A 19,220-nucleotide genomic window follows, 5' to 3' on the forward strand; every position below is an offset into this window, starting at 1 on the left:
ACAAGTATAACCACGTTAATCGTCGGGATGACACCCTTTTTTTGGAGCACGTAATGGCACAACGCTGGACAGTCGCACAGGCTCAGGCCCTGTTTGATCAACCTTTTCTTGAACTGATGTTTGAAGCGCAGCGGGTGCACCGTCAGCACTTCGATCCGCGCCAGGTGCAGGTCAGCACTCTGTTGTCGATCAAAACCGGTGCCTGCCCGGAAGACTGCAAATACTGCCCGCAGAGCGCGCGCTACAAAACCGGTCTGGAGTCGGAACGTCTGATGGAGGTCGAAGAGGTGCTGGCCTCGGCCCGGCAGGCCAAAGCGGCAGGCTCCACCCGTTTCTGCATGGGTGCCGCCTGGAAAAACCCCCATGATCGCGACATGCCTTACCTGGAAAAAATGGTTGAAGGGGTCAAGGCGATGGGGATGGAAACCTGTATGACGCTGGGTACGCTCAGCGATCGGCAGGCACAGCAACTGGCCGGTGCCGGCCTCGATTTTTATAACCATAACCTCGATACCTCGCCGGAATTTTACGGCAGCATCATCACCACCCGTAGCTATCAGGAACGGCTTGATACGCTCGGCAAAGTGCGTGATGCCGGCATTAAAGTCTGCTCTGGCGGCATCGTCGGGCTGGGGGAAACGGTCAACGATCGCGCTGGACTGCTGGTGCAGTTAGCCAATCTGCCGACGCCGCCGGAAAGCGTGCCGATCAACATGCTGGTAAAGGTCAAAGGGACGCCGCTGGCGGATAACGATGACGTGGAGCCGTTCGATTTTATCCGCACCATCGCGGTGGCGCGCATCATGATGCCGACCTCGCACGTCCGGCTGTCGGCGGGCCGTGAGCAGATGAGCGAGCAGACCCAGGCGATGTGCTTTATGGCCGGTGCTAACTCGATTTTCTACGGTTGCAAATTGCTGACTACGCCAAACCCGGAAGAGGATAAAGATCGGGTGCTGTTCCGTAAGCTGGGCCTGAATCCGCAGCACAGCCATACCGACCACGGCGATCATCAGCAACAGCAGCAGCTTAGTGAACAACTGCTGCACGCCGACACTGAACAGTTCTACAACGCGGCGCTGTAATGAGCTGGCAGCAACGACTGCAGCAGGCGCTCGCGCAGCGGCGGGCGGCCGATGGCTGGCGGCAGCGACCGGTGATCGATCACCAGACCACCCGCACGTTGCAGAGTGGCGGACGGACTTATCGCCACTTTTCCAGCAACGACTACCTCGGTTTAACGCAGCATCCGGCGGTGATTGCCGGCTGGCAGCGCGGCGCAGAGCAGGCGGGAGCCGGGGCCGGTGCATCTGGTCACGTCACCGGTTATCACCGGCAGCATGCGGAGCTGGAAGCGCAGCTGGCGGACTGGCTCGGTTATGACCGGGCGCTGCTATTTATCTCTGGTTTTGCCGCCAATCAGGCAGTGATCCATCTGCTGGCAGAGGCTGACGATCGCATCCTGGCGGATAAGTTAACCCACGCTTCGCTGCTGGATGCCGCCAGCCACAGCCCTGCGCAGCTGCGCCGTTTTACACACAACAGCCCGGCGAGTCTGGCGGCGCGGCTGTCCTCGCCCTGCAGCGGTGAAACGCTGGTGGTAACCGAGGGCATTTTCAGCATGGATGGCGACAGTGCGCCGCTGGCGGCGATAGCGACCCAGACCCGGCAGGCCGGGGGCTGGCTGCTGGTAGACGATGCGCACGGTATCGGCGTGGTAGGCGAGCAGGGGCGCGGCAGTTGCTGGCAGCAGGGAGTCAGGCCTGAGTTGCTGGTGGTCACCTTTGGCAAAGCCTTTGGCGTCAGCGGAGCCGCACTGCTGTGCGACGCACAAACCGCTGACTATTTCCTGCAGTTCAGTCGCCATCTGATTTACTCAACTGCCATGCCCGCCGCCCAGGCGTCGGCGCTGCAGGCGTCCCTCGGCCAGGTGCAGCAGGGCGATGCGCTGCGTCAGCGGTTGCAGCAGAATATTCAGCGCTTCCGGCGCGGCGCGGCCTCGCTGCCGTGGCAACTGATGGATTCCGCCAGCGCGATTCAGCCATTAATCGTCGGCGGCAATGCGGAAGCGATGGCGCTCTCCGCCCGGCTGGCGGACGCGGGCTGCTGGGTCAGCGCGATCCGGCCGCCAACCGTCCCGCCCGGCACCGCCCGGCTGCGTATTACCCTGACGGCGGCGCATCAGCCGGATGACATCGACATTCTGCTGGAGGCGCTGCATGACGCTGCAGGTTGATAAACGCGCCGTGGCGCGGGCCTTTGGCCGGGCGGCCGGGCACTACGATGCGCATGCTGCCCTGCAGCGGCTGAGCGGTGACGCGCTGCTGGCCCGCGCCCCCGCGCGCAGTGGTCCGCAGCTGCTCGATGCCGGTTGCGGCACCGGCTGGTACAGCAAGCAATGGCGGGCGCGTGGTAAGCAGGTGACGGCACTGGATCTTTCACCGCAGATGCTGCAACAGGCGCGCGCCAATGATGCGGCGCAGCACTACCTCGCCGGGGATATCGATGCTCTGCCACTGACGGATGCCGGTTTTGATCTGGTATGGAGCAACCTGGCGGTGCAGTGGAGTGACGATCTGTCACAGGCGCTGAGCCAGTTCCGGCGGGTGCTGCGGCCCGACGGCGCGCTGCTGTTCTCGACCCTGAGCGCCGGATCGTTGCAGGAGGTGCATCAGGCCTGGTCGCATCTTGATGAACATCTTCACGCCAACCGGTTTCTCAGCGAGCAGCAGATCGCGGCAGCCTGTGCGGCCCACCGGCTGAGCTGTGAGTCAGCGCTGATCACCCTGCATTTTCCCGATGCGCTCAGCGCTATGCGTTCGCTGAAGGGGATTGGTGCCACCCATCTGCATCAGGGACGTGACGGTCCGCTGCTGACCCGACAACGGCTGGCACAGCTGGAGGCGCACTGGCCGCGCGATCGGCACGGTTTCCGCCTCAGTTATCATTTAATCTATGGAGTAAGTTCATCATGAAGCGCTGGTTTATCACCGGCACCGACACCGAAGTCGGTAAAACGGTCGCCAGTGGCGCACTGTTACAGGCGGCCCGGGCCGCAGGTTATCGCTGCGCCGGCTACAAGCCTGTCGCCTCCGGCTGTGAAATGACGCCGCAGGGGCTGCGCAACAGTGACGCGCTGGCGCTGCAGCGTTACAGCAGCGTGCCGTTAGACTATCAGCAGGTTAATCCGCTGGCGTTCCTTGAACCCACGTCACCGCACATCGTCAGTGCCGAAGAGGGCCGGCCGATCACCCATCAGGCGCTGTCGGCCGGACTGGCGGCGCTGGAACCGCTGGCTGACTGGATTCTGATCGAAGGGGCGGGCGGCTGGTACACCCCGTTATCCGCCACGCACACTTATGCCGACTGGGTCAGCACTGAACAGCTGCCGATTATTTTGGTGGTTGGCGTTAAACTGGGCTGCATCAATCACGCCATGCTGACCGCAGATGCGGTGCGGGCGCGGGGGTTGCGGCTGGCTGGCTGGATCGCCAACACCGTGGTGCCGCCCGGTCACCGTTATCAGGAATATCTCACCAGCCTGCAGCAGCGACTGCCCGCGCCCTGTCTCGGCACCATTCCGTATCTGACCGGGGCAGCGCAACTGGACCGCTGTGGCCAGTATCTGACCTTACCTGACTAAAGTCTCAGGCCACCGTCAGCCATTTGTTGACGGTGTGATCATCCAGCTGCGCCATTTTGCCCTGCGCCACGTTACGCCCGCGATGCAACAGCAGAAAATAGTCCGCCACGCGGCGTATCAGCGACAGTCGCTGCTCCAGCAGCAGGATGGTCAGGCCGTAGTCGAGATTCAGGCGGCGAATCAGATTCCCCATCTCCTCCTCCAGCCACGGTGACATCCCGTCGGTCGGCTCATCCAGAATCAGCAGCTTAGGCTGCAACACCAGCGCCCGCGCCAGGGCCAGCTGCTGCTGTTGATCGATCGGCAGATCGCCGCTGCGCTGCTGCCGCAGCGAATAGAGCGCCGGAAACAGGTCAAACACCATTTCGGGGATGGCGCGATGGCGGTCAGCCTGATTTGCCCCGGCCAGCAGGGCGATCAGCAAATTATCTTCCACGCTCATCTGGGTAAAAATATGGCGACCCTGCGGCACATAGCCAATCCCCATCTGCGCCCGCTGCTCCGCCGGTTGCAGCAGCAGGTCGGCGGGCGGTGAGCCATCCTCTTTCCAGGAGATCGATCCACTGTTGATCGGCAGCCTGCCCATGATGCAGTTCACCAGGGTGGTTTTCCCCATCCCGGGCCGGCCGAGAACGCCGGTGCAGGTGCCAGGCGACAGATCGAGATCGACATCCCACAGAATATGATTTTGACCGTAAAATTGATTTACCGAACGTAAACTCAGCATCTGACACTCTCCTTCCCGATCATTAGCCTGAATGCTTCCGCTCTGTGTCGTCTGGCAAACAAGTTATCAGCAAGGGCATGCTCCCCTTGCAGTACAGTGCGCTTGTGGCGCGATGACGCCACCCATTCTTGCAATTCCCAGGCCAGATCCCACCGCAGACTTTTTTCAGCCAGTAGCGCGGTGCGGCGGCGCTAAAAGATGAGCAGTGCTTATCAATTTCAACCGGTGATAACATTGCTGCACTTTTGTAGTGCCAGCGGGCGGTGTTTCTGGTGCAGAGGGACGATGACGAGGCAGCGATTCTGATTAAGAATGGGCAGCTAATGCAGCGGATTAGCGGGCGGAGTAAAGAAACTGGTAAAAAAAGCAGAACAATAGTGCAGCGACAGCGGCTAAATTTAGCGGAAAAAAAATTATTTTTAGCGAACCCGAGCGGCAGGGAAAAATTATACACAGCCGATGGCGGCGGGGCTGCCATCACTTATCCACCATTCCTGTGGATAACCTTGTGCATTAGGTAATGAAAACAGGTTGGAAGCGAGGAAATACGCGGCCTGGTTACATAATGTCGAGATTCTGGGCTTTTAGACATAAGTCAGTAAATTCAACTGCTTATTAAAAAACAAGCCTGCGAATTATCTGTCAGTTCATCGAACTGTAATTTTGTGACGGTCTATTGACAAATGTTAAATCCGATCCCCGCCTGGGGATAACCTTGCGCAACGGCCTGTGCGATGAAGCAAGCGGCAATCGACGGTGAAAAAGTATCCCGACAGTGACGATCACTCTGCCTTAATACTGTTTTTATATCCAGTATTATTTTCTGGCAAAATCACCATAGCAGAGTAAAATAGTGGGCTGCCCGCCGACTTCTTCAGCAGGAACTGCATTCATGAGTAAAGCCTTTAAATTGAATTCCGCTTTCAAACCTTCTGGCGATCAGCCAGAGGCGATTCGTCGTCTGAAAGAGGGGCTGGAAGATGGACTGGCCCACCAGACCTTATTAGGCGTAACCGGCTCGGGGAAAACCTTCACCGTCGCCAACGTGATTGCCGATCTCAACCGTCCAACCATGGTTTTAGCGCCCAACAAAACGCTGGCGGCGCAGTTGTACGGTGAAATGAAGGAGTTTTTCCCGGATAACGCAGTCGAATTTTTCGTCTCTTACTACGACTACTACCAGCCGGAAGCCTATGTGCCGAGTTCCGACACCTTTATCGAAAAGGATGCCTCGGTTAACGAACACATTGAGCAGATGCGTCTGTCGGCGACCAAAGCGCTGCTGGAGCGGCGCGATGTGATTGTGGTCGCCTCGGTTTCGGCGATCTACGGTCTGGGCGATCCCGATCTCTACCTGAAAATGATGCTGCACCTGACCCGCGGCATGATTATCGACCAGCGCAGCATTCTGCGCCGACTGTCGGAGCTGCAGTACACCCGCAACGATCAGGCGTTCCAGCGCGGTACGTTCCGGGTGCGCGGCGAAGTGATCGACATCTTCCCGGCCGAATCGGACGATATCGCCCTGCGCGTTGAACTGTTCGACGAAGAAGTAGAGCGCCTGTCGCTGTTTGACCCACTCACCGGCCAGATTGACTCGGTGGTGCCGCGCTTTACCATCTACCCGAAAACGCACTACGTGACGCCGCGTGAGCGCATTCTGCAGGCGATGGAAGATATCAAACTGGAACTGGCGGATCGCCGTCGGGTGCTGCTGGAGAACAATAAACTGCTGGAAGAGCAGCGTATTACCCAGCGTACCCAGTTTGACCTGGAGATGATGGGCGAGCTGGGCTACTGCTCCGGCATCGAAAACTATTCGCGCTATCTTTCCGGGCGCGGACCAGGCGAAGCGCCACCAACGCTGTTTGACTATCTGCCAGCCGATGGCCTGCTGGTGGTCGACGAATCGCACGTCACCATCCCGCAGATTGGCGGCATGTATAAAGGCGACCGGGCGCGTAAAGAGACGCTGGTGGAGTACGGTTTCCGTTTGCCGTCGGCGCTGGATAACCGTCCGATGAAGTTTGAAGAGTTTGAAGCACTGGCACCCCAGACTATCTACGTGTCGGCCACGCCGGGTAAATATGAGCTGGAAAAATCGGGCAGCGAAGTGATCGACCAGGTGGTGCGTCCTACCGGGCTGCTCGACCCGATTCTCGAAGTGCGTCCGGTGGCGACCCAGGTGGACGATCTGCTGTCGGAGATCCGTCAGCGGGTGGCGATCAACGAACGTGTGCTGGTGACGGTGCTGACCAAGCGTATGGCGGAAGATCTGACCGAATATCTGGAAGAGCACGGTGAGAAAGTGCGTTACCTGCACTCCGATATTGATACCGTTGAACGCATGGAAATTATCCGCGATTTACGTCTGGGTGAGTTTGATGTGCTGGTGGGCATTAACTTACTGCGTGAGGGGCTGGATATGCCGGAAGTGTCGCTGGTGGCGATTCTGGACGCGGATAAAGAGGGCTTCCTGCGCTCCGAACGCTCACTGATTCAGACCATCGGTCGTGCGGCGCGTAATATCAACGGCAAGGCGATTCTCTACGGCGATAAAATTACCCCGTCAATGGCGCGGGCGATTGAAGAGACCGAACGCCGCCGCGAGAAGCAGCAGCAGTACAATGAAGAGAACGGCATTGTGCCGCAGGGCCTGAATAAGAAAATTACCGATATTCTGGAACTGGGCAACAACGTGGTGAAAACCCGGGGCAAAGCCAAACCCGCCCGTCGCGGTGCGGCCGAGGCCGAAGCGGATTACCTGGCGCTGTCGCCGCAGGCCCTGCAGAAAAAGATCCACGAGCTGGAAGGGCAGATGCAGCAACATGCGCAGAACCTGGAGTTCGAACAGGCGGCCAGCGTGCGCGATCAGCTGCATGAGCTGCGCACGCTGTTTATTGCCACCTCATAACTCAGCTAAAGCCCTGAATGGCGTGTTCCAGCGCCACCCGCAGCAGCTGGCGGTCGTGACGATATTTGATATCGGCGGCCTCCAGCGGCTCGCGGACGATCAGCCGGTTATCCACCTGACTGATGTCGGCGGAGGGACTGACCACAATCGCGTCAATTACCCGTTTGCCAATGTAGCGCTCCATCATCGCCAGTTTGTCGGCGACCGTCAGGCTGGCTGCCGCCGGGCTGAGTTCGCGTCCCAGATTGCCGATAAAGACCATGGTGGCGGGCGTCCGGCGCAGAGCCTGCGCCATCTCTTCCATCAGCAGAATCGGCATCAGGCTGGTGTAAAAGCTGCCTGGCCCGATCAGGATTAAATCCGCTTCGCCAATCGCATCCAGCGCTTCCCGCGTCGGCTGGACGTTGGGATGCAACATCATCTCCTGCGGCGGCTGTTTCATCTCATCAATCGCGGTTTCGCCGTAAACCATGTTGCCTTCCACATCGAGCGCCACCAGATCCACCGGTTGCTCCGACATCGGAATCAAAAAGGCATCGACCTTCAGCAGGTTACGAATGATATTGATCGCTTCCAGTGGACGCACGCTCAGGTGATCGAGCGCTTTCAGCATCAGGTTGCCAAGGTTGTGTCCGGCCAGTTCGCCGTTCCCGGCAAAGCGATACTCAAACATCGCTGAAGCCACGCTCGGTTCGGCGATCAGCTGGTTAAGGCAGTTACGCATATCGCCCCAGGCGATGCCGCCTTCTGAGCGGCGAATACGGCCGGTTGATCCGCCATTATCGGTGGTGGTTACAATGCCGGTGAGGCGTGAGCCGAGCGGCGACAGGGCAGACATCACGCGGCCTAAGCCATGTCCGCCACCCAGTGCCACCACGCGATCGAGGTCGGCCAGTGTGCGATTCATACTTCTCCTTAACATCGTCTCGCGTGACGTCGCTCTAAACGCTAAACCCGCGCGGATGACTTGCGTCAAAATCTGAAACGCATTTTACCGTATCCTGTAGCGAAAATGCGGTGAAAATTCGATATGTATCAGAATATATAACGAAAACGGCGAATGGAAGAGTCGCGTAAATCGCGCTACCATCTTGATTAACCGCGCTGATCAACGGGTCAGCGTACACTCTAGCCTGATTGCCTACGTCTGCGGATAGGGGAGTCAGGCCGTAGCCATTGAGCTACCAGGGTGCAGGAAGAAATGACTGCATCTCCCAATCTGGAAAGGTGTTCTGGTGTCACAATTTACTGATGCATACGCGCGTAAGTTCTATTACCTGCGCCTGTCGGTCACGGATGTGTGTAACTTCCGCTGTACCTACTGTCTGCCCGATGGCTACAAGCCGCACGGCATTCGCAACAAAAGCTTTCTCTCTCTGGATGAAATCCGCCGCGTGACGCGGGCTTTCGCCGCGGCCGGCACGGAAAAAGTGCGGCTGACCGGCGGCGAGCCGTCGCTGCGCCGCGATTTTACCGACATTATCGCGGCGGTGCGTGAGAACCGCTCGGTGCGTCATATCGCCGTCACCACCAACGGTTACCGGCTGGCGCGCGACGTGAAGCAGTGGCGTGAGGCGGGATTAACCGCACTGAACGTCAGCGTCGACAGCCTTGATGCCCGTCAGTTCCACGCCATTACCGGTCAGGATAAATTCCATCAGGTGATGGCGGGCATCGACGCCGCCTTTGACGCCGGTTTTCAGCAGGTGAAAGTCAATAGCGTGCTGATGCGCGATCTCAATAGCCGTAATCTGGCCACCTTCCTCGACTGGATCCGTACCCGTCCGATTCAGCTGCGCTTCATCGAACTGATGGAAACCGGTGACGGCGGAACGCTGTTTCGCCAGCAGCACGTCTCCGGCACGGTGATCCGTGACCAGCTGATTGCGCAGGGCTGGCAGCGGCGGGAGAGCGGCCGCAGCGACGGCCCGGCCCAGGTGTTTTACCATCCCGATTATGTCGGTGAGATCGGCCTGATAATGCCCTATGCCAAAGATTTTTGTGCCAGCTGCAACCGTCTGCGCGTCTCGGCGCAGGGCAATCTGCATCTCTGCCTGTTTGGCGACGGTGGCGTACCGCTGCGGGATCTGCTGGCCTCTGATGATCAGCAAGCGGAACTGCAGGCGCGCATTGCCAGTAGCCTCGGGCAGAAAAAGCAGACCCATTTTCTGCATCAGGGCAACACCGGTATCACGCAAAATCTTTCTTACATTGGCGGTTAATTTCAGGAGGCGTTATGGGCAAACCAGTCAGCGAATTTCAGGCGTTACAGATTGCGGTAATGACCGTGTCAGATCGCCGCGATGCCAGCGAGGATAGCTCCGGCGACTATCTGCGCGGTGCCGCCCTTGAGGCGGGTCATGAGGTGGTCGATCACGCCATCGTGCCGGATAATCTCTACCGCATTCGCGCCACCGTATCGCGCTGGATCGCCAGCGAGGACGTGCAGGTGGTGATCATTAACGGCGGCACCGGATTTAACCTGAAAAACAGCACGCCGGAAGCCCTGCTGCCGCTGTTTGATCGTGAAATCGCCGGCTTTGGCGAACTGTTCCGGATGATCTCCTATGAGGAGATTGGCGGCTCGACCTTGCAGTCGCGCGCCATCGCCGGAATGGCGAACCAGACCTTAATTTTTGCGGTACCGGGCTCCACCAATGCCTGCCGCAGTGCCTGGGAGCGGATTATTGCCGATCAGCTGGATGCGCGTACCCGTCCCTGCAACTTTGTCTCACATCTGAAGAAACGGTAAGTATGTCGCAACTCACACACATTAATGCGGCCGGCGAAGCGCACATGGTGGATGTCTCCGCCAAAGCAGACACCGTACGCGAAGCGCGGGCGGAAGTGCTGGTGCTGATGCAGCCTGACACGCTGCAGATGATCATCGACGGCAGTCACCACAAAGGCGATGTGTTCGCCACGGCGCGCATCGCCGGTATCCAGGCCGCCAAACGGACCTGGGAACTGATCCCACTCTGCCATCCGCTGATGCTGAGCAAAGTGGAAGTGAATCTGCTGGCCGAGCCGGAACACAATCGGGTACGCATCACCTCGCTGTGCCGTCTGACCGGCAAAACCGGCGTTGAGATGGAAGCGCTGACGGCGGCCTCGATGGCGGCCCTGACCATCTACGACATGTGCAAAGCGGTACAGAAAGATATCGTCATTGACCAGTTGCGCTTAATCAGCAAAAGCGGTGGCAAAAGCGGTGATTTCCAGGCGGTGTCCGATGATTAAGGTGCTGTTTTTTGCCCAGGTGCGTGAACTGGTCGGCAGCGCCTCGCTGGAGATCGCTACCGCCTATCCGGATGTGGCCGCGCTGCGTGCTGCGCTGGCCGCGCAGGGCGATCGCTGGGCGTTAGCGCTTGAGTCCGGCAAGCTGCTGGCGGCGGTCAATCAGACGCTGGTGCCGATGAGTCATCCGCTGCGCGACGGCGATGAAGTGGCGTTTTTCCCGCCAGTGACCGGAGGCTAAAATGGAGACGCAGATTCGTGTTGGTCCGGCGCCGTTTGATATGGCCGAAGCGTATCGCTGGCTGGCCGCCTGTGACGAAGATGGCGCGGTGGTCACCTTTACCGGCAAAGTCCGCAACCACAACCTCGGCGCGCACGTCGCGGCACTGACGCTGGAACACTATCCCGGCATGACCGAAAAAGCGTTGCAGGAGATTGTTGATGCCGCCCGCCAGCGCTGGCCGCTGCAGCGCGTCACGGTGATCCACCGCACCGGCGAACTGTTTCCCGGTGATGAAATTGTGCTGGTGGGCGTCACCAGCGCACACCGCGGCAGCGCGTTCTCTGCCGCGGAGTTCATTATGGATTACCTGAAAACCCGCGCGCCGTTCTGGAAGCGCGAAGCGACCGCCGACGGCGATCGCTGGGTCGATGCCCGCGACAGCGATCGCCAGGCGGCGCAACGCTGGGATTAAGGCTGTTTTAACTGCTCGGCCGGGCCGAAATGGGTCTGGCCGTGGCTGTGTTCACCGCCGCCGTGGGTGCGCTGCAGCTGAATCACCTCGCCCTGTTGCCAGGCATTGGCCCCCGGTTCGGCCGGATGCGCCACGATATCTGCCCGCTGGGCGCGAATTTTTTTGCTGTCGACATCAAAACGCCGGTCGCGATCGGCCAGCAGGCGCGAATCCATCTGCCCGTCAGCGGTAAAGCCCATCATCAGCGCCGGAATGCCGATTGGCAGGGTCTTGTCGCGATCGGTATGCCAGGTGTGCCAGGTCTTGCCGTAAGTATTGACGATGCGCTTCATCAGCGCGTGATCGGCGGCCTCCGGTAAGCCGGGCGCGATCAGCGTGCCTGATTTCACTTCATACTGATGGCTGTGCCACAGCTTCTTCTCTTCCGGCGGCAGGGTTTTATACAGCCGCTCGCTGATAATGTACTCCACGCCCATCAGGCGCGCGTCGCGGGTATTGCCGTCATAAATCACCGCCTGCATCACATCCTCATTCAGCACCGTCACATAGTGGTGCGCCTCCATCTGACCGTTCTGATCGCCGTTATAAAAATGGAACCCATCGAGATAGGTATTGATGGCGTCAATCGGAGGGCGGGACTGCATCACCTCAGCGCCGGTTTCCAGCAGTTTGAGTGACGAAGAGGCAGGGGCACCCGGCGACTGTACTTTTGCAGGGGAGTTATTGGCACCGCATCCCGCTAACAGCAGGCTGAGCGCCGCGACTGGCCAGAGCTTTAACATCGTAAATTCCTTTAACGGTAAAAAAGGTAACCTTAGTTCAGAAAATCAGACCTGCCGGTAAAAGGGTGGCAATGGTAGAGTAGAGCTTTGATTGATTTCGAGGACAGGTATGTCATTTACCCCAAGTCTGCAACGTCTGACGCTGGTCGCCGCGCTGGTGCTGGCAGGTTGTAGCAGCAAGAAAACCCCCGAGGCACCGGTCCGGCAGCCCGCCGATGTTAAAGCGCAAATCCAGCGGCTGTTGCCGGCCCACGTCAGCAATAAAGCCGACTGGGCTGACGACATCTATACCTCTTTTCGCACTCAGCAGCTTGACCCCAGCACCAGCAACCTGTGTGCGGTGATTGCGGTGGCGGATCAGGAGACCAATTTTAGCGCCGAAGCCAGCGTGCCGGGCCTGCCTAAAATTGCCTGGGCCGAGATCGACCGCCGGGCAGCGAAGGTTCACGTGCCGGCGTTTTTGGTACGAACCGCGCTGCTGATTAAATCATCGAACGGCGAGAGCTACGCCGCCCGTCTGGATAAGGTGCGCAGCGAGAAGGATCTGAGCGACATTTTTGATGATTTCATCAATATGGTGCCGATGGGACAGACGCTGTTTGGCAATCTTAATCCGGTCCATACCGGCGGGCCGATGCAGGTCAGCATCGCTTTTGCGGAAGCGCATGCCAAAGGCTATCCGTGGCCGATTGATGGCTCGATCCGTCGCGAGGTCTTTACCCGCCACGGCGGGATCTACTTCGGTACCCTGCATCTGCTGGGCTATCCGGCCGATTACAGCCAGCCGCTTTACCGTTTTGCCGACTTCAACGCCGGCTGGTATGCCAGTCGTAATGCCGCATTCCAGGCGGCAGTGGCGCGGGCGACCGGCATGAAGCTGACGCTGGATGGCGATCTGATCCTGTACGGCAGCGAGAAGGCGGGCAGCACCGAGCTGGCGGTACGCACCCTGGCGAAGCAGATTGATATGAGTGACAGCGAGATCCGCCGCGACCTTGAGAAAGGGGAGAAGGCGGAGTTCAGCGACAGCACGCTGTGGCGGCAGGTGTTTACCCTGGCCGATAAAATGGCCGGTCGCCGACTGCCGCGTGAAATGCTGCCGGGCATCAAGCTGGAAAGCCCGAAAATTACCCGCAATCTGACCACCGCCTGGTTCGCTCAGCGGGTCGATAGCCGCTATCAGCAGTGTCTGTCGCGTCGTTAGCGGTGATGTTGTGGCGCAGTTGAGTCGAGCTGTGCCACACTTAGTCAGGCTCCGTACGCGGAGCGCGTCCTAATCCGTTCAACAAGAGGTGCATCATGGACCGATATCCACAAAATGACTCAATTGTTCAACCTGCGTCACGTGGGCTGCAAGCCTATATGTCCCAGGTGTATGGCTGGATGACCTGCGGTCTGTTACTGACAGCGTTTGTCTCCTGGTTTGCCGCGCGGACCCCGGCGGTAATGGAGCTGGTGTTTGCTAACCGTATCACCTTCTTCGGGCTGATTATCGCGCAGCTGGCGCTGGTTTTCTTCCTCTCCGGCATGGTACATCGCCTGAGCGGCGCGGTTGCCACCGGGTTGTTTATGCTCTATTCGGCGCTGACCGGCGTCACCATGGCGAGTATTTTTCTGGTCTACACCTATTCGTCGATCGCCAGCACCTTCTTCGTCACCGCCGGTATGTTTGGGGCGATGAGCTTTTATGGCTACACCACCAAACGTGACCTGAGCCGCTTTGGCAGCCTGCTGTTTATGGCACTGATCGGCATCGTGCTGGCGTCGCTGGTCAATTTCTGGCTGAAAAGCCCGGCGCTGATGTGGGCAATTACCTATATCGGTGTAGTGGTATTTGTCGGCTTAACCGCGTATGACACCCAGAAGCTGAAGAATATTGGTGAGCAGATTGATGCGCGCGACACAGAGAACCTGCGTCGTTATTCGATTATGGGGGCATTAACCCTCTATCTGGACTTCATTAACCTGTTCCTGATGCTGCTGCGGATTTTCGGCAACCGTCGTTAAGATTATCTCTGAAAGCAGGGAAAGGCGCTCAGGTTGCGCCTCTCCCTGTTTCATTTCACTGGGACTTCTGAAGCTTCTGCTCGTTTTTATGCCGCAGATGTTTAGCCCGACTCTCCAGTACCAGATAGAGCACCAGCGCCAGCAGCAACGGTAAAATAAAGTAGAGCACGCGATAGGCCAGCAGGGCGGCAATAATGGCACCATGTGACGTATGCTGACCGCTGAGCAACGCGAGGAACACCGCTTCCAGCACCCCAATCCCGGCCGGAATATGAATAATCACCCCGGCGATACTGCTGATCAGCAATACCCCCAGCACCATCGGATAGCCGACGTCGCGCCCCAGCAACAGCCAGATAATCGCGCCCATTACCATCCAGTTGGCGCAGGAAACGGCAAACTGAAACAGCGCCATGCGCAGCGAAGGCAGCTGTAGCGTCTGACCTTTCACCGTCCAGCGGCGACGTTTTGAGAAGGCGCATGACCACAGGTAGACCGCCACCAGCACCAGCAACAGCACGCCAATCAGCCGCAGGGTGGTTTCACCAATAAACCAGCCGCTGGGGATCGACACCATGCCCGCGCTGAATACCACGCCAGCCAGCAGGATGTAACCCAGCCAGTTGGTGGCAATACTCAGCGAAAAGATGCGGGTGATGGTGCCGCTGTCGAGCCCTAAGCGTGAATAGAGCCGGTAACGCATCGCCACGCCGCCGACCCAGGTACTCAGCGTCAGGTTGAAGGCGTAACAGATAAATGACACCAGCATCACCTGACGTTTCGCCAGCTTGTGGCCGCAGTAGGCCCGGCCAATCAAATCGTAACAGCCATACACCAGATAACTGATCACCACCAGAGCGGCGGCGGTCAGCACCACAAACCGGTTGTAGTTGACGATCACCTCATAGACATCTTCCCAGTTCACCTTACGCGCATAGACCACCAGTAGCACAATGACCGCAATGAAGAACAGCACGGTGAGGATTTTTTTCGCCAGTTGCCAGCGTGGATGCTTTTTCGCCATCAGGGTTTCGCTCCTTCGTTATCGGCTTCAACGCGATCTTGCGTCTCCATTTCCGGCTGAACCGGCGGATCGACCTGCGCCAGCAGCGGCGTGTGGGCAGGTAACCAGCCCGCGATGGCCGGAAAGTGGCGCAGGAAGTGGAACACCACCACACTCTTACTCAGTTGCCACCAGTTACGCGGCGGCAGGCGGTCGTCCTGCACCCGCTGGCAATCCTTGGCCAGCAACGCTTCCAGGTTGTCGCGCAGGGTCTGGTTAAACTGGCGATCATGAATAATCAGGTTGGCTTCGAGGTTAAGCGACAGGCTAAGCGGATCGAGATTACTGGAGCCGACGGTCGCCCAGTGATCGTCCTTCACCGCCACCTTGCCGTGCAGCGGACGACGGCAATATTCGTAGACCTCCACCCCGGCATCGACCAGATAGTTGTAAAGCAGTTCGGCCCCGACTTTAACAATCGGCATATCGGGTTCGCCCTGCACAATCAGCCGGACGCGCACCCCGCGCTGGGCCGCATTGCGCATTTCACGCAGCAGCCGGTAGCCGGGGAAGAAGTAGGCGTTGGCGATAATCACATCCCGTTTGGCCTCGCGCAGCATCTCCAGATAGTGCATTTCGATGTCGTCACGGTGGTCGTCGTTATCGCGATAGACATACAGCACCTGAGCGTCGCCCGGCGTGGCGTTAACCGCCGGGCGATGAGAGCGCGATCCCCACCAGCGGCGGGTAGCCTGTTCGCTGCCGATCGCCTGTTGCAGATAGCGGGCAATATCACCGACCACCGGGCCTTTAACCTGCACCGCATAATCCTGCTTGGCTTCCGGGCCATAGTCACTGTTGTGTTCAGCCGAGAAGTTGATCCCACCAACGAAGGCGACCACATCATCTACCACCACGGTTTTACGATGCAGGCGGCGGAACACGTTGGTGCGCATTCCCATCACCAGCGGGCGCGGATCGTAATAGATGAAGCGCACCCCGGCGCCGGTCAGGCTGTTGACGAACTTATCGGAGAGATCGGGCGAGCCGTAGCCGTCGACCATCACCTCTACCCGCACGCCGCGCTGCGCCGCAGCCAGCAGTTCGCGATGCAGGGCGTTACCGACCTCATCTTCAAACAGAATGAACGTTTCCAGCAGCACGGTGCGTTCAGCGCGCTGAATCGCCCCGAAGACCCGCGGGAAAAACTCTTCGCCATTTTCCAGCAGGCGTAGCTTGTTACCTTCTTGCCAGTGAAAATTCATAGGTGAATCTCCACCGCCAGCGGCGCATGATCGGAGAGATGCGACCAGGGTTTACGCGGCAGCGTCCACGGATGACTGACCGTGGCGTTGCGGACATAGATGCGGTCGAGCCGCAGAATCGGAAAGCGCGCCGGGAAAGTGCGCGCCGGGCGTCCGGTTTTCATACTAAATACCTCTTTCAAACCTGCACCCTGCTTTAAAATCTGGTTGGCGCGTCGCTGCCAGTCGTTGAAATCGCCAGCTACCACCACCGGCGCATCGGCCGGCAGCGAAGAGACCATATCGCACAGCATTTTCATCTGTGCATGGCGATGCGACTCCTTCAGCCCCAGATGCACGCAGATCACATGCAGGGTGCCATGGGGCTCGGGCAGGGCGATCTGACAGTGCAGCATGCCGCGGTTTTCACTGCCCGCGACCGAAATATCCCGGTTTTCATATTCGCTGATTGGAAAGCGCGACAGCACGGCATTGCCGTGGTGGCCCTCCGGATAGACCGCGTTGCGTCCGTAGGCGTAATCGTTCCACATGGTGTCGGCGAGAAACTCATAGTGTGGCGAGTCAGGCCAGTTTTCATGGTGCAGGGGATGGATGGCGTGGGTGCCCATCACCTCCTGCAGAAATACCACATCCGCCGACGTGGCGCGTACTGCGTCACGCAATTCCGGCAGGATGAAGCGGCGATTGAAAGGGGCGAAACCCTTGTGTGTGTTGATCGTCAGGACTTTAATTGAAAATCCTTGCTGGTTTTGTGGCATACTCGCGACGCACTCCTTTTCATCATCAATAGAATCAAAGTGTAGTCTTTGTCACAAATGGGTGGTGAGGAAGGGCGATAATTAAGGCGTTATCCGAAAATTGTTTTACATTGAGGAAACCGTTTCCGGCTTGTGCCGGTAGCACTTGGGCGACCTGTTGGGTCTGCCAGGAGAATTGAATGAAATGGTCTAATCGTATTCAAATCATCACGGGTCAGACGTATATGCACATTGCGATGCATTTACTGGTGATTGCTGCGCTGATCTGGGGCTGGAAACATAAAGCACTGGTCGATGTCTGCAGCACGCTGGTGGCCACCTATACGCTGGTGTTTATCGCCATGCTGGTGACACAGCGCATTGCCCGTTTACGGACTCTCGGTGATTATCTTGAAGAAGCGACCACCACTTACTACTTTGGCGCAGCCATGATGACACTGTTCCTGGTGTCGCGGATATACCACAACAACCTGCTGCTGGCCTCGCTTGGCGTAGTGATGTTGCTGGGTCCGGCGCTGGTGTCGCTGCTGGCGAAAGAGCCACCGCGGCGCATCGAGAAAAAACGTAGCTAAGTTGAAGGCCACCGCAAGGTGGCCTTCCTGTTTATGGCTCTGTTTTCAGGCCGGTCCTGCTGTTTCTCATCGCGATAAGTTATGTCAGGAAATGTGAGCCATCTCGCACAGTGCGGTTAAAGCTGTTACACTCGCCCGCTTACGCATCGTAGTTTGTGCCCTTTTCACGCGTTAGCCCCAGCTGGCGTCACTATCCCTCTGAAAACTACACCGTGAATCACGGCCAGAGCGGACCGGAGTAAAACACTTAATGTCTTTTGACTCTCTCGGCCTGAGTGCCGATATTTTGCGCGCTGTTGCCGAACAAGGCTACAGCGAACCTACACCTATCCAGCGCCAGGCAATTCCTGTGGTGCTGGCAGGCCGCGATCTGCTGGCGAGTGCCCAGACCGGCACCGGCAAAACGGCCGGCTTTACCTTACCGTTACTACAAAAACTTTCTGCCAACGCGGGCGCGGTGCGCGGTCGTCGTCCGGTTCGGGCGTTGATCCTCACCCCGACCCGTGAACTGGCGGCGCAGGTGGGCGAAAACGTCAGTGAATACAGCAAATATCTGCCGCTGCGTTCGCTGGTGGTGTTCGGCGGCGTCAGCATCAATCCGCAGATGCTTAAACTGCGCGGCGGCGTTGATATTCTGGTTGCGACCCCGGGTCGTCTGCTGGATCTGGCGCAACAGAACGCGGTTGACCTGTCTCAGGTCGAAGTGCTGGTGCTGGATGAAGCGGATCGCATGCTTGATATGGGCTTCATCCACGATATCCGTCGCGTGCTGGCGCGTCTGCCGGCTAAACGTCAGAACCTGCTGTTCTCCGCCACCTTCTCTGACGAGATCAAAGGGCTGGCCGAGAAACTGCTGACCAATCCGGAGCTGGTGGAAGTGGCACGTCGCAACACCGCCTCAGAGCAGGTGGCGCAACAGGTTCACTTCGTGGATAAGAAGCGTAAGCGGGAACTGCTGTCGCAGCTGATCGGCGAAGGTAACTGGCAGCAGGTGCTGGTCTTTACCCGAACCAAGCACGGCGCAAACCACCTTGCTGAGCAGCTGGGTAAAGACGGCATCACCGCCGCCGCTATCCACGGCAATAAAAGTCAGGGTGCCCGAACCCGTGCGCTGGCCGACTTTAAGTCCGGCGGCATTCGCGTGCTGGTTGCCACCGACATCGCAGCACGTGGCCTGGATATTGAAGAGCTGCCGCACGTGGTGAACTACGAGCTGCCTAACGTTGCCGAAGATTACGTCCACCGTATCGGTCGTACCGGTCGGGCCGCGGCTACCGGTGTGGCGTTATCGCTGGTCTGCGTTGACGAGCATAAACTGCTGCGTGACATCGAGCGTCTGCTGAAGCGTGAGATCCCACGCCTGGCGATTGCCGGTTACGAGCCCGATCCCAGCATTAAAGCTGAGCCGATCATCAACGGTCGTCAGCAGCAGTCGCGTGGCGGTGCGGGTGGCGGCGGTCGGGGTCGTGGTCAGGGTGGACAAGGTGCCGGTGCGCCGCGTTCATCCGGCGAAAAGCGTCCTCAGGCGCGTCGTCAGAGCCAGCCTGCTCCACAGGGTGACCGGCCGGCTGCCCGTCCGCGTCGTCCGGCAGCGAAGCGCACCGGAAACGTCTGAGT

Annotated in this window: 20 protein-coding genes and 1 riboswitch; of the genes, 14 read left to right on the forward strand and 6 right to left on the reverse strand. The window is 58.6% G+C overall.

The features are described from left to right. Positions 1 to 53 precede the first annotated feature (53 nt). Genes bioB through bioD form a run of 4 tightly spaced genes read left to right on the forward strand, consistent with a single transcriptional unit; the run spans position 54 to position 3,643 of the window. The gene (gene bioB, locus AC6I8I_RS05805; RefSeq protein WP_312052947.1) at positions 54 to 1,085 is read left to right on the forward strand and encodes a biotin synthase BioB; all 1,032 of its coding nucleotides are present in this window, start codon (positions 54 to 56) and stop codon (positions 1,083 to 1,085) included. Beyond that, positions 1,085 to 2,236 carry an 8-amino-7-oxononanoate synthase gene (gene bioF / locus AC6I8I_RS05810; protein WP_497828419.1) on the forward strand — a complete coding sequence of 384 codons (1,152 nt, stop codon included), beginning with the start codon at positions 1,085 to 1,087 and terminating at the stop codon, positions 2,234 to 2,236. Before bioB ends, bioF begins: the two co-directional genes overlap by 1 nt. Continuing rightward, the gene (gene bioC, locus AC6I8I_RS05815) at positions 2,220 to 2,975 is read left to right on the forward strand and encodes a malonyl-ACP O-methyltransferase BioC (protein ID WP_312052944.1); all 756 of its coding nucleotides are present in this window, start codon (positions 2,220 to 2,222) and stop codon (positions 2,973 to 2,975) included. The genes bioF and bioC overlap by 17 nt, the downstream gene beginning before the upstream one ends. Continuing rightward, positions 2,972 to 3,643 carry a dethiobiotin synthase gene (gene bioD / locus AC6I8I_RS05820; protein ID WP_497828420.1) on the forward strand — a complete coding sequence of 224 codons (672 nt, stop codon included), beginning with the start codon at positions 2,972 to 2,974 and terminating at the stop codon, positions 3,641 to 3,643. Before bioC ends, bioD begins: the two co-directional genes overlap by 4 nt. A gap of 4 nt (positions 3,644 to 3,647) precedes the next feature. Here bioD and AC6I8I_RS05825 read toward each other — a convergent pair whose 3' ends face one another. Then, positions 3,648 to 4,370 (reverse strand): ABC transporter ATP-binding protein, encoded by a 723-nt coding sequence (locus AC6I8I_RS05825; RefSeq protein ID WP_031377433.1) that lies wholly within the window; start codon positions 4,368 to 4,370, stop codon positions 3,648 to 3,650. Between the two features lie 892 nt (positions 4,371 to 5,262). On the opposite strand from AC6I8I_RS05825, the gene uvrB reads away from it, so the two are divergent. Then, positions 5,263 to 7,284: an excinuclease ABC subunit UvrB gene (gene uvrB / locus AC6I8I_RS05830; RefSeq protein ID WP_312052941.1), complete on the forward strand. Its 2,022-nt coding sequence runs from the start codon at positions 5,263 to 5,265 to the stop codon at positions 7,282 to 7,284. Position 7,285: 1 nt separating this feature from the next. Here the strand turns inward: uvrB and AC6I8I_RS05835 are convergent, their stop codons facing one another. Continuing rightward, positions 7,286 to 8,191 (reverse strand): gluconeogenesis factor YvcK family protein, encoded by a 906-nt coding sequence (locus AC6I8I_RS05835; RefSeq protein WP_031377430.1) that lies wholly within the window; start codon positions 8,189 to 8,191, stop codon positions 7,286 to 7,288. A 205-nt stretch (positions 8,192 to 8,396) separates the two neighbouring features. Next, a riboswitch (molybdenum cofactor riboswitch) is annotated at positions 8,397 to 8,530 on the forward strand. Between AC6I8I_RS05835 and moaA the strand changes: the two genes are divergently transcribed. The 5 genes from moaA to moaE all read left to right on the forward strand — a co-directional run bounded on the left by moaA (position 8,520) and on the right by moaE (position 11,216). Beyond that, the gene (moaA, locus tag AC6I8I_RS05840; protein ID WP_312052940.1) at positions 8,520 to 9,506 is read left to right on the forward strand and encodes a GTP 3',8-cyclase MoaA; all 987 of its coding nucleotides are present in this window, start codon (positions 8,520 to 8,522) and stop codon (positions 9,504 to 9,506) included. (Overlaps the previous riboswitch by 11 nt.) Before the next feature lie 14 nt (positions 9,507 to 9,520). Continuing rightward, complete coding sequence (moaB, locus tag AC6I8I_RS05845) at positions 9,521 to 10,036, forward strand: molybdenum cofactor biosynthesis protein B (protein WP_497828421.1); 516 nt, start codon at positions 9,521 to 9,523, stop codon at positions 10,034 to 10,036. A 2-nt stretch (positions 10,037 to 10,038) separates the two neighbouring features. Continuing rightward, entirely contained in the window at positions 10,039 to 10,524 is a 486-nt protein-coding gene (gene moaC, locus AC6I8I_RS05850) for a cyclic pyranopterin monophosphate synthase MoaC (RefSeq protein WP_497828422.1), read from the forward strand. Continuing rightward, on the forward strand, positions 10,517 to 10,762 hold the full coding sequence (gene moaD / locus AC6I8I_RS05855; protein WP_312052934.1) for a molybdopterin synthase sulfur carrier subunit: 246 nt from the start codon (positions 10,517 to 10,519) through the stop codon (positions 10,760 to 10,762). The genes moaC and moaD overlap by 8 nt, the downstream gene beginning before the upstream one ends. A gap of 1 nt (position 10,763) precedes the next feature. Continuing rightward, on the forward strand, positions 10,764 to 11,216 hold the full coding sequence (gene moaE / locus AC6I8I_RS05860) for a molybdopterin synthase catalytic subunit MoaE (protein WP_031377425.1): 453 nt from the start codon (positions 10,764 to 10,766) through the stop codon (positions 11,214 to 11,216). On the opposite strand, the gene AC6I8I_RS05865 is transcribed toward moaE, so the two are convergent. Then, positions 11,213 to 11,998: an OBAP family protein gene (locus AC6I8I_RS05865; protein WP_312052931.1), complete on the reverse strand. Its 786-nt coding sequence runs from the start codon at positions 11,996 to 11,998 to the stop codon at positions 11,213 to 11,215. The two genes, moaE and AC6I8I_RS05865, sit on opposite strands and share 4 nt — an antisense overlap. A gap of 109 nt (positions 11,999 to 12,107) precedes the next feature. Between AC6I8I_RS05865 and AC6I8I_RS05870 the strand changes: the two genes are divergently transcribed. Then, complete coding sequence (locus AC6I8I_RS05870; protein WP_312756343.1) at positions 12,108 to 13,202, forward strand: DUF1615 domain-containing protein; 1,095 nt, start codon at positions 12,108 to 12,110, stop codon at positions 13,200 to 13,202. A gap of 95 nt (positions 13,203 to 13,297) precedes the next feature. Continuing rightward, positions 13,298 to 14,005, forward strand: coding sequence for a Bax inhibitor-1/YccA family protein (locus tag AC6I8I_RS05875; protein ID WP_046288442.1), 708 nt, complete (start codon positions 13,298 to 13,300; stop codon positions 14,003 to 14,005). 55 nt (positions 14,006 to 14,060) lie between these two features. Here the strand turns inward: AC6I8I_RS05875 and AC6I8I_RS05880 are convergent, their stop codons facing one another. The 3 genes from AC6I8I_RS05880 to AC6I8I_RS05890 are packed head-to-tail and all read right to left on the reverse strand — an operon-like array spanning position 14,061 to position 17,031. Further along, entirely contained in the window at positions 14,061 to 15,029 is a 969-nt protein-coding gene (locus AC6I8I_RS05880) for a lysylphosphatidylglycerol synthase domain-containing protein (protein ID WP_312052927.1), read from the reverse strand. Then, positions 15,029 to 16,273 carry a cardiolipin synthase ClsB gene (gene clsB / locus AC6I8I_RS05885; RefSeq protein WP_312052925.1) on the reverse strand — a complete coding sequence of 415 codons (1,245 nt, stop codon included), beginning with the start codon at positions 16,271 to 16,273 and terminating at the stop codon, positions 15,029 to 15,031. The genes AC6I8I_RS05880 and clsB overlap by 1 nt, the downstream gene beginning before the upstream one ends. Continuing rightward, a complete protein-coding gene (locus AC6I8I_RS05890; RefSeq protein WP_031377420.1) occupies positions 16,270 to 17,031 on the reverse strand; it encodes an endonuclease/exonuclease/phosphatase family protein in 762 nt (253 codons plus the stop codon). Before AC6I8I_RS05890 ends, clsB begins: the two co-directional genes overlap by 4 nt. 179 nt (positions 17,032 to 17,210) lie before the next feature. On the opposite strand from AC6I8I_RS05890, the gene AC6I8I_RS05895 reads away from it, so the two are divergent. Next, positions 17,211 to 17,603, forward strand: coding sequence for a YbhQ family protein (locus AC6I8I_RS05895; protein ID WP_312052923.1), 393 nt, complete (start codon positions 17,211 to 17,213; stop codon positions 17,601 to 17,603). A 250-nt stretch (positions 17,604 to 17,853) separates the two neighbouring features. Next, positions 17,854 to 19,218, forward strand: a complete 1,365-nt coding sequence (gene rhlE / locus AC6I8I_RS05900) for an ATP-dependent RNA helicase RhlE (protein WP_069728057.1) — start codon at positions 17,854 to 17,856, stop codon at positions 19,216 to 19,218. Positions 19,219 to 19,220: the final 2 nt, after the last annotated feature.

Source organism: Pantoea sp. X-Soil-YNGN-775, from assembly GCF_059730575.1.

What these genes read in the sequence shown, in the direction of transcription:
- uvrB (WP_312052941.1), top strand. Translation starts at nt 5,263, where the DNA reads ATGAGTAAAGCCTTTAAATTGAATTCCGCTTTCAAACCTTCTGGCGAT.
- moaB (WP_497828421.1), top strand. Translation starts at nt 9,521, where the DNA reads ATGGGCAAACCAGTCAGCGAATTTCAGGCGTTACAGATTGCGGTAATG.
- bioD (WP_497828420.1), top strand. Translation starts at nt 2,972, where the DNA reads ATGAAGCGCTGGTTTATCACCGGCACCGACACCGAAGTCGGTAAAACG.
- AC6I8I_RS05890 (WP_031377420.1), bottom strand. Translation starts at nt 17,031, where the DNA reads ATGCCACAAAACCAGCAAGGATTTTCAATTAAAGTCCTGACGATCAAC.
- bioB (WP_312052947.1), top strand. Translation starts at nt 54, where the DNA reads ATGGCACAACGCTGGACAGTCGCACAGGCTCAGGCCCTGTTTGATCAA.
- rhlE (WP_069728057.1), top strand. Translation starts at nt 17,854, where the DNA reads ATGTCTTTTGACTCTCTCGGCCTGAGTGCCGATATTTTGCGCGCTGTT.
- AC6I8I_RS05895 (WP_312052923.1), top strand. Translation starts at nt 17,211, where the DNA reads ATGAAATGGTCTAATCGTATTCAAATCATCACGGGTCAGACGTATATG.
- clsB (WP_312052925.1), bottom strand. Translation starts at nt 16,273, where the DNA reads ATGAATTTTCACTGGCAAGAAGGTAACAAGCTACGCCTGCTGGAAAAT.
- AC6I8I_RS05875 (WP_046288442.1), top strand. Translation starts at nt 13,298, where the DNA reads ATGGACCGATATCCACAAAATGACTCAATTGTTCAACCTGCGTCACGT.
- moaE (WP_031377425.1), top strand. Translation starts at nt 10,764, where the DNA reads ATGGAGACGCAGATTCGTGTTGGTCCGGCGCCGTTTGATATGGCCGAA.
- AC6I8I_RS05825 (WP_031377433.1), bottom strand. Translation starts at nt 4,370, where the DNA reads ATGCTGAGTTTACGTTCGGTAAATCAATTTTACGGTCAAAATCATATT.
- AC6I8I_RS05880 (WP_312052927.1), bottom strand. Translation starts at nt 15,029, where the DNA reads ATGGCGAAAAAGCATCCACGCTGGCAACTGGCGAAAAAAATCCTCACC.
- bioF (WP_497828419.1), top strand. Translation starts at nt 1,085, where the DNA reads ATGAGCTGGCAGCAACGACTGCAGCAGGCGCTCGCGCAGCGGCGGGCG.
- AC6I8I_RS05865 (WP_312052931.1), bottom strand. Translation starts at nt 11,998, where the DNA reads ATGTTAAAGCTCTGGCCAGTCGCGGCGCTCAGCCTGCTGTTAGCGGGA.
- moaC (WP_497828422.1), top strand. Translation starts at nt 10,039, where the DNA reads ATGTCGCAACTCACACACATTAATGCGGCCGGCGAAGCGCACATGGTG.
- AC6I8I_RS05835 (WP_031377430.1), bottom strand. Translation starts at nt 8,191, where the DNA reads ATGAATCGCACACTGGCCGACCTCGATCGCGTGGTGGCACTGGGTGGC.
- AC6I8I_RS05870 (WP_312756343.1), top strand. Translation starts at nt 12,108, where the DNA reads ATGTCATTTACCCCAAGTCTGCAACGTCTGACGCTGGTCGCCGCGCTG.
- moaD (WP_312052934.1), top strand. Translation starts at nt 10,517, where the DNA reads ATGATTAAGGTGCTGTTTTTTGCCCAGGTGCGTGAACTGGTCGGCAGC.
- bioC (WP_312052944.1), top strand. Translation starts at nt 2,220, where the DNA reads ATGACGCTGCAGGTTGATAAACGCGCCGTGGCGCGGGCCTTTGGCCGG.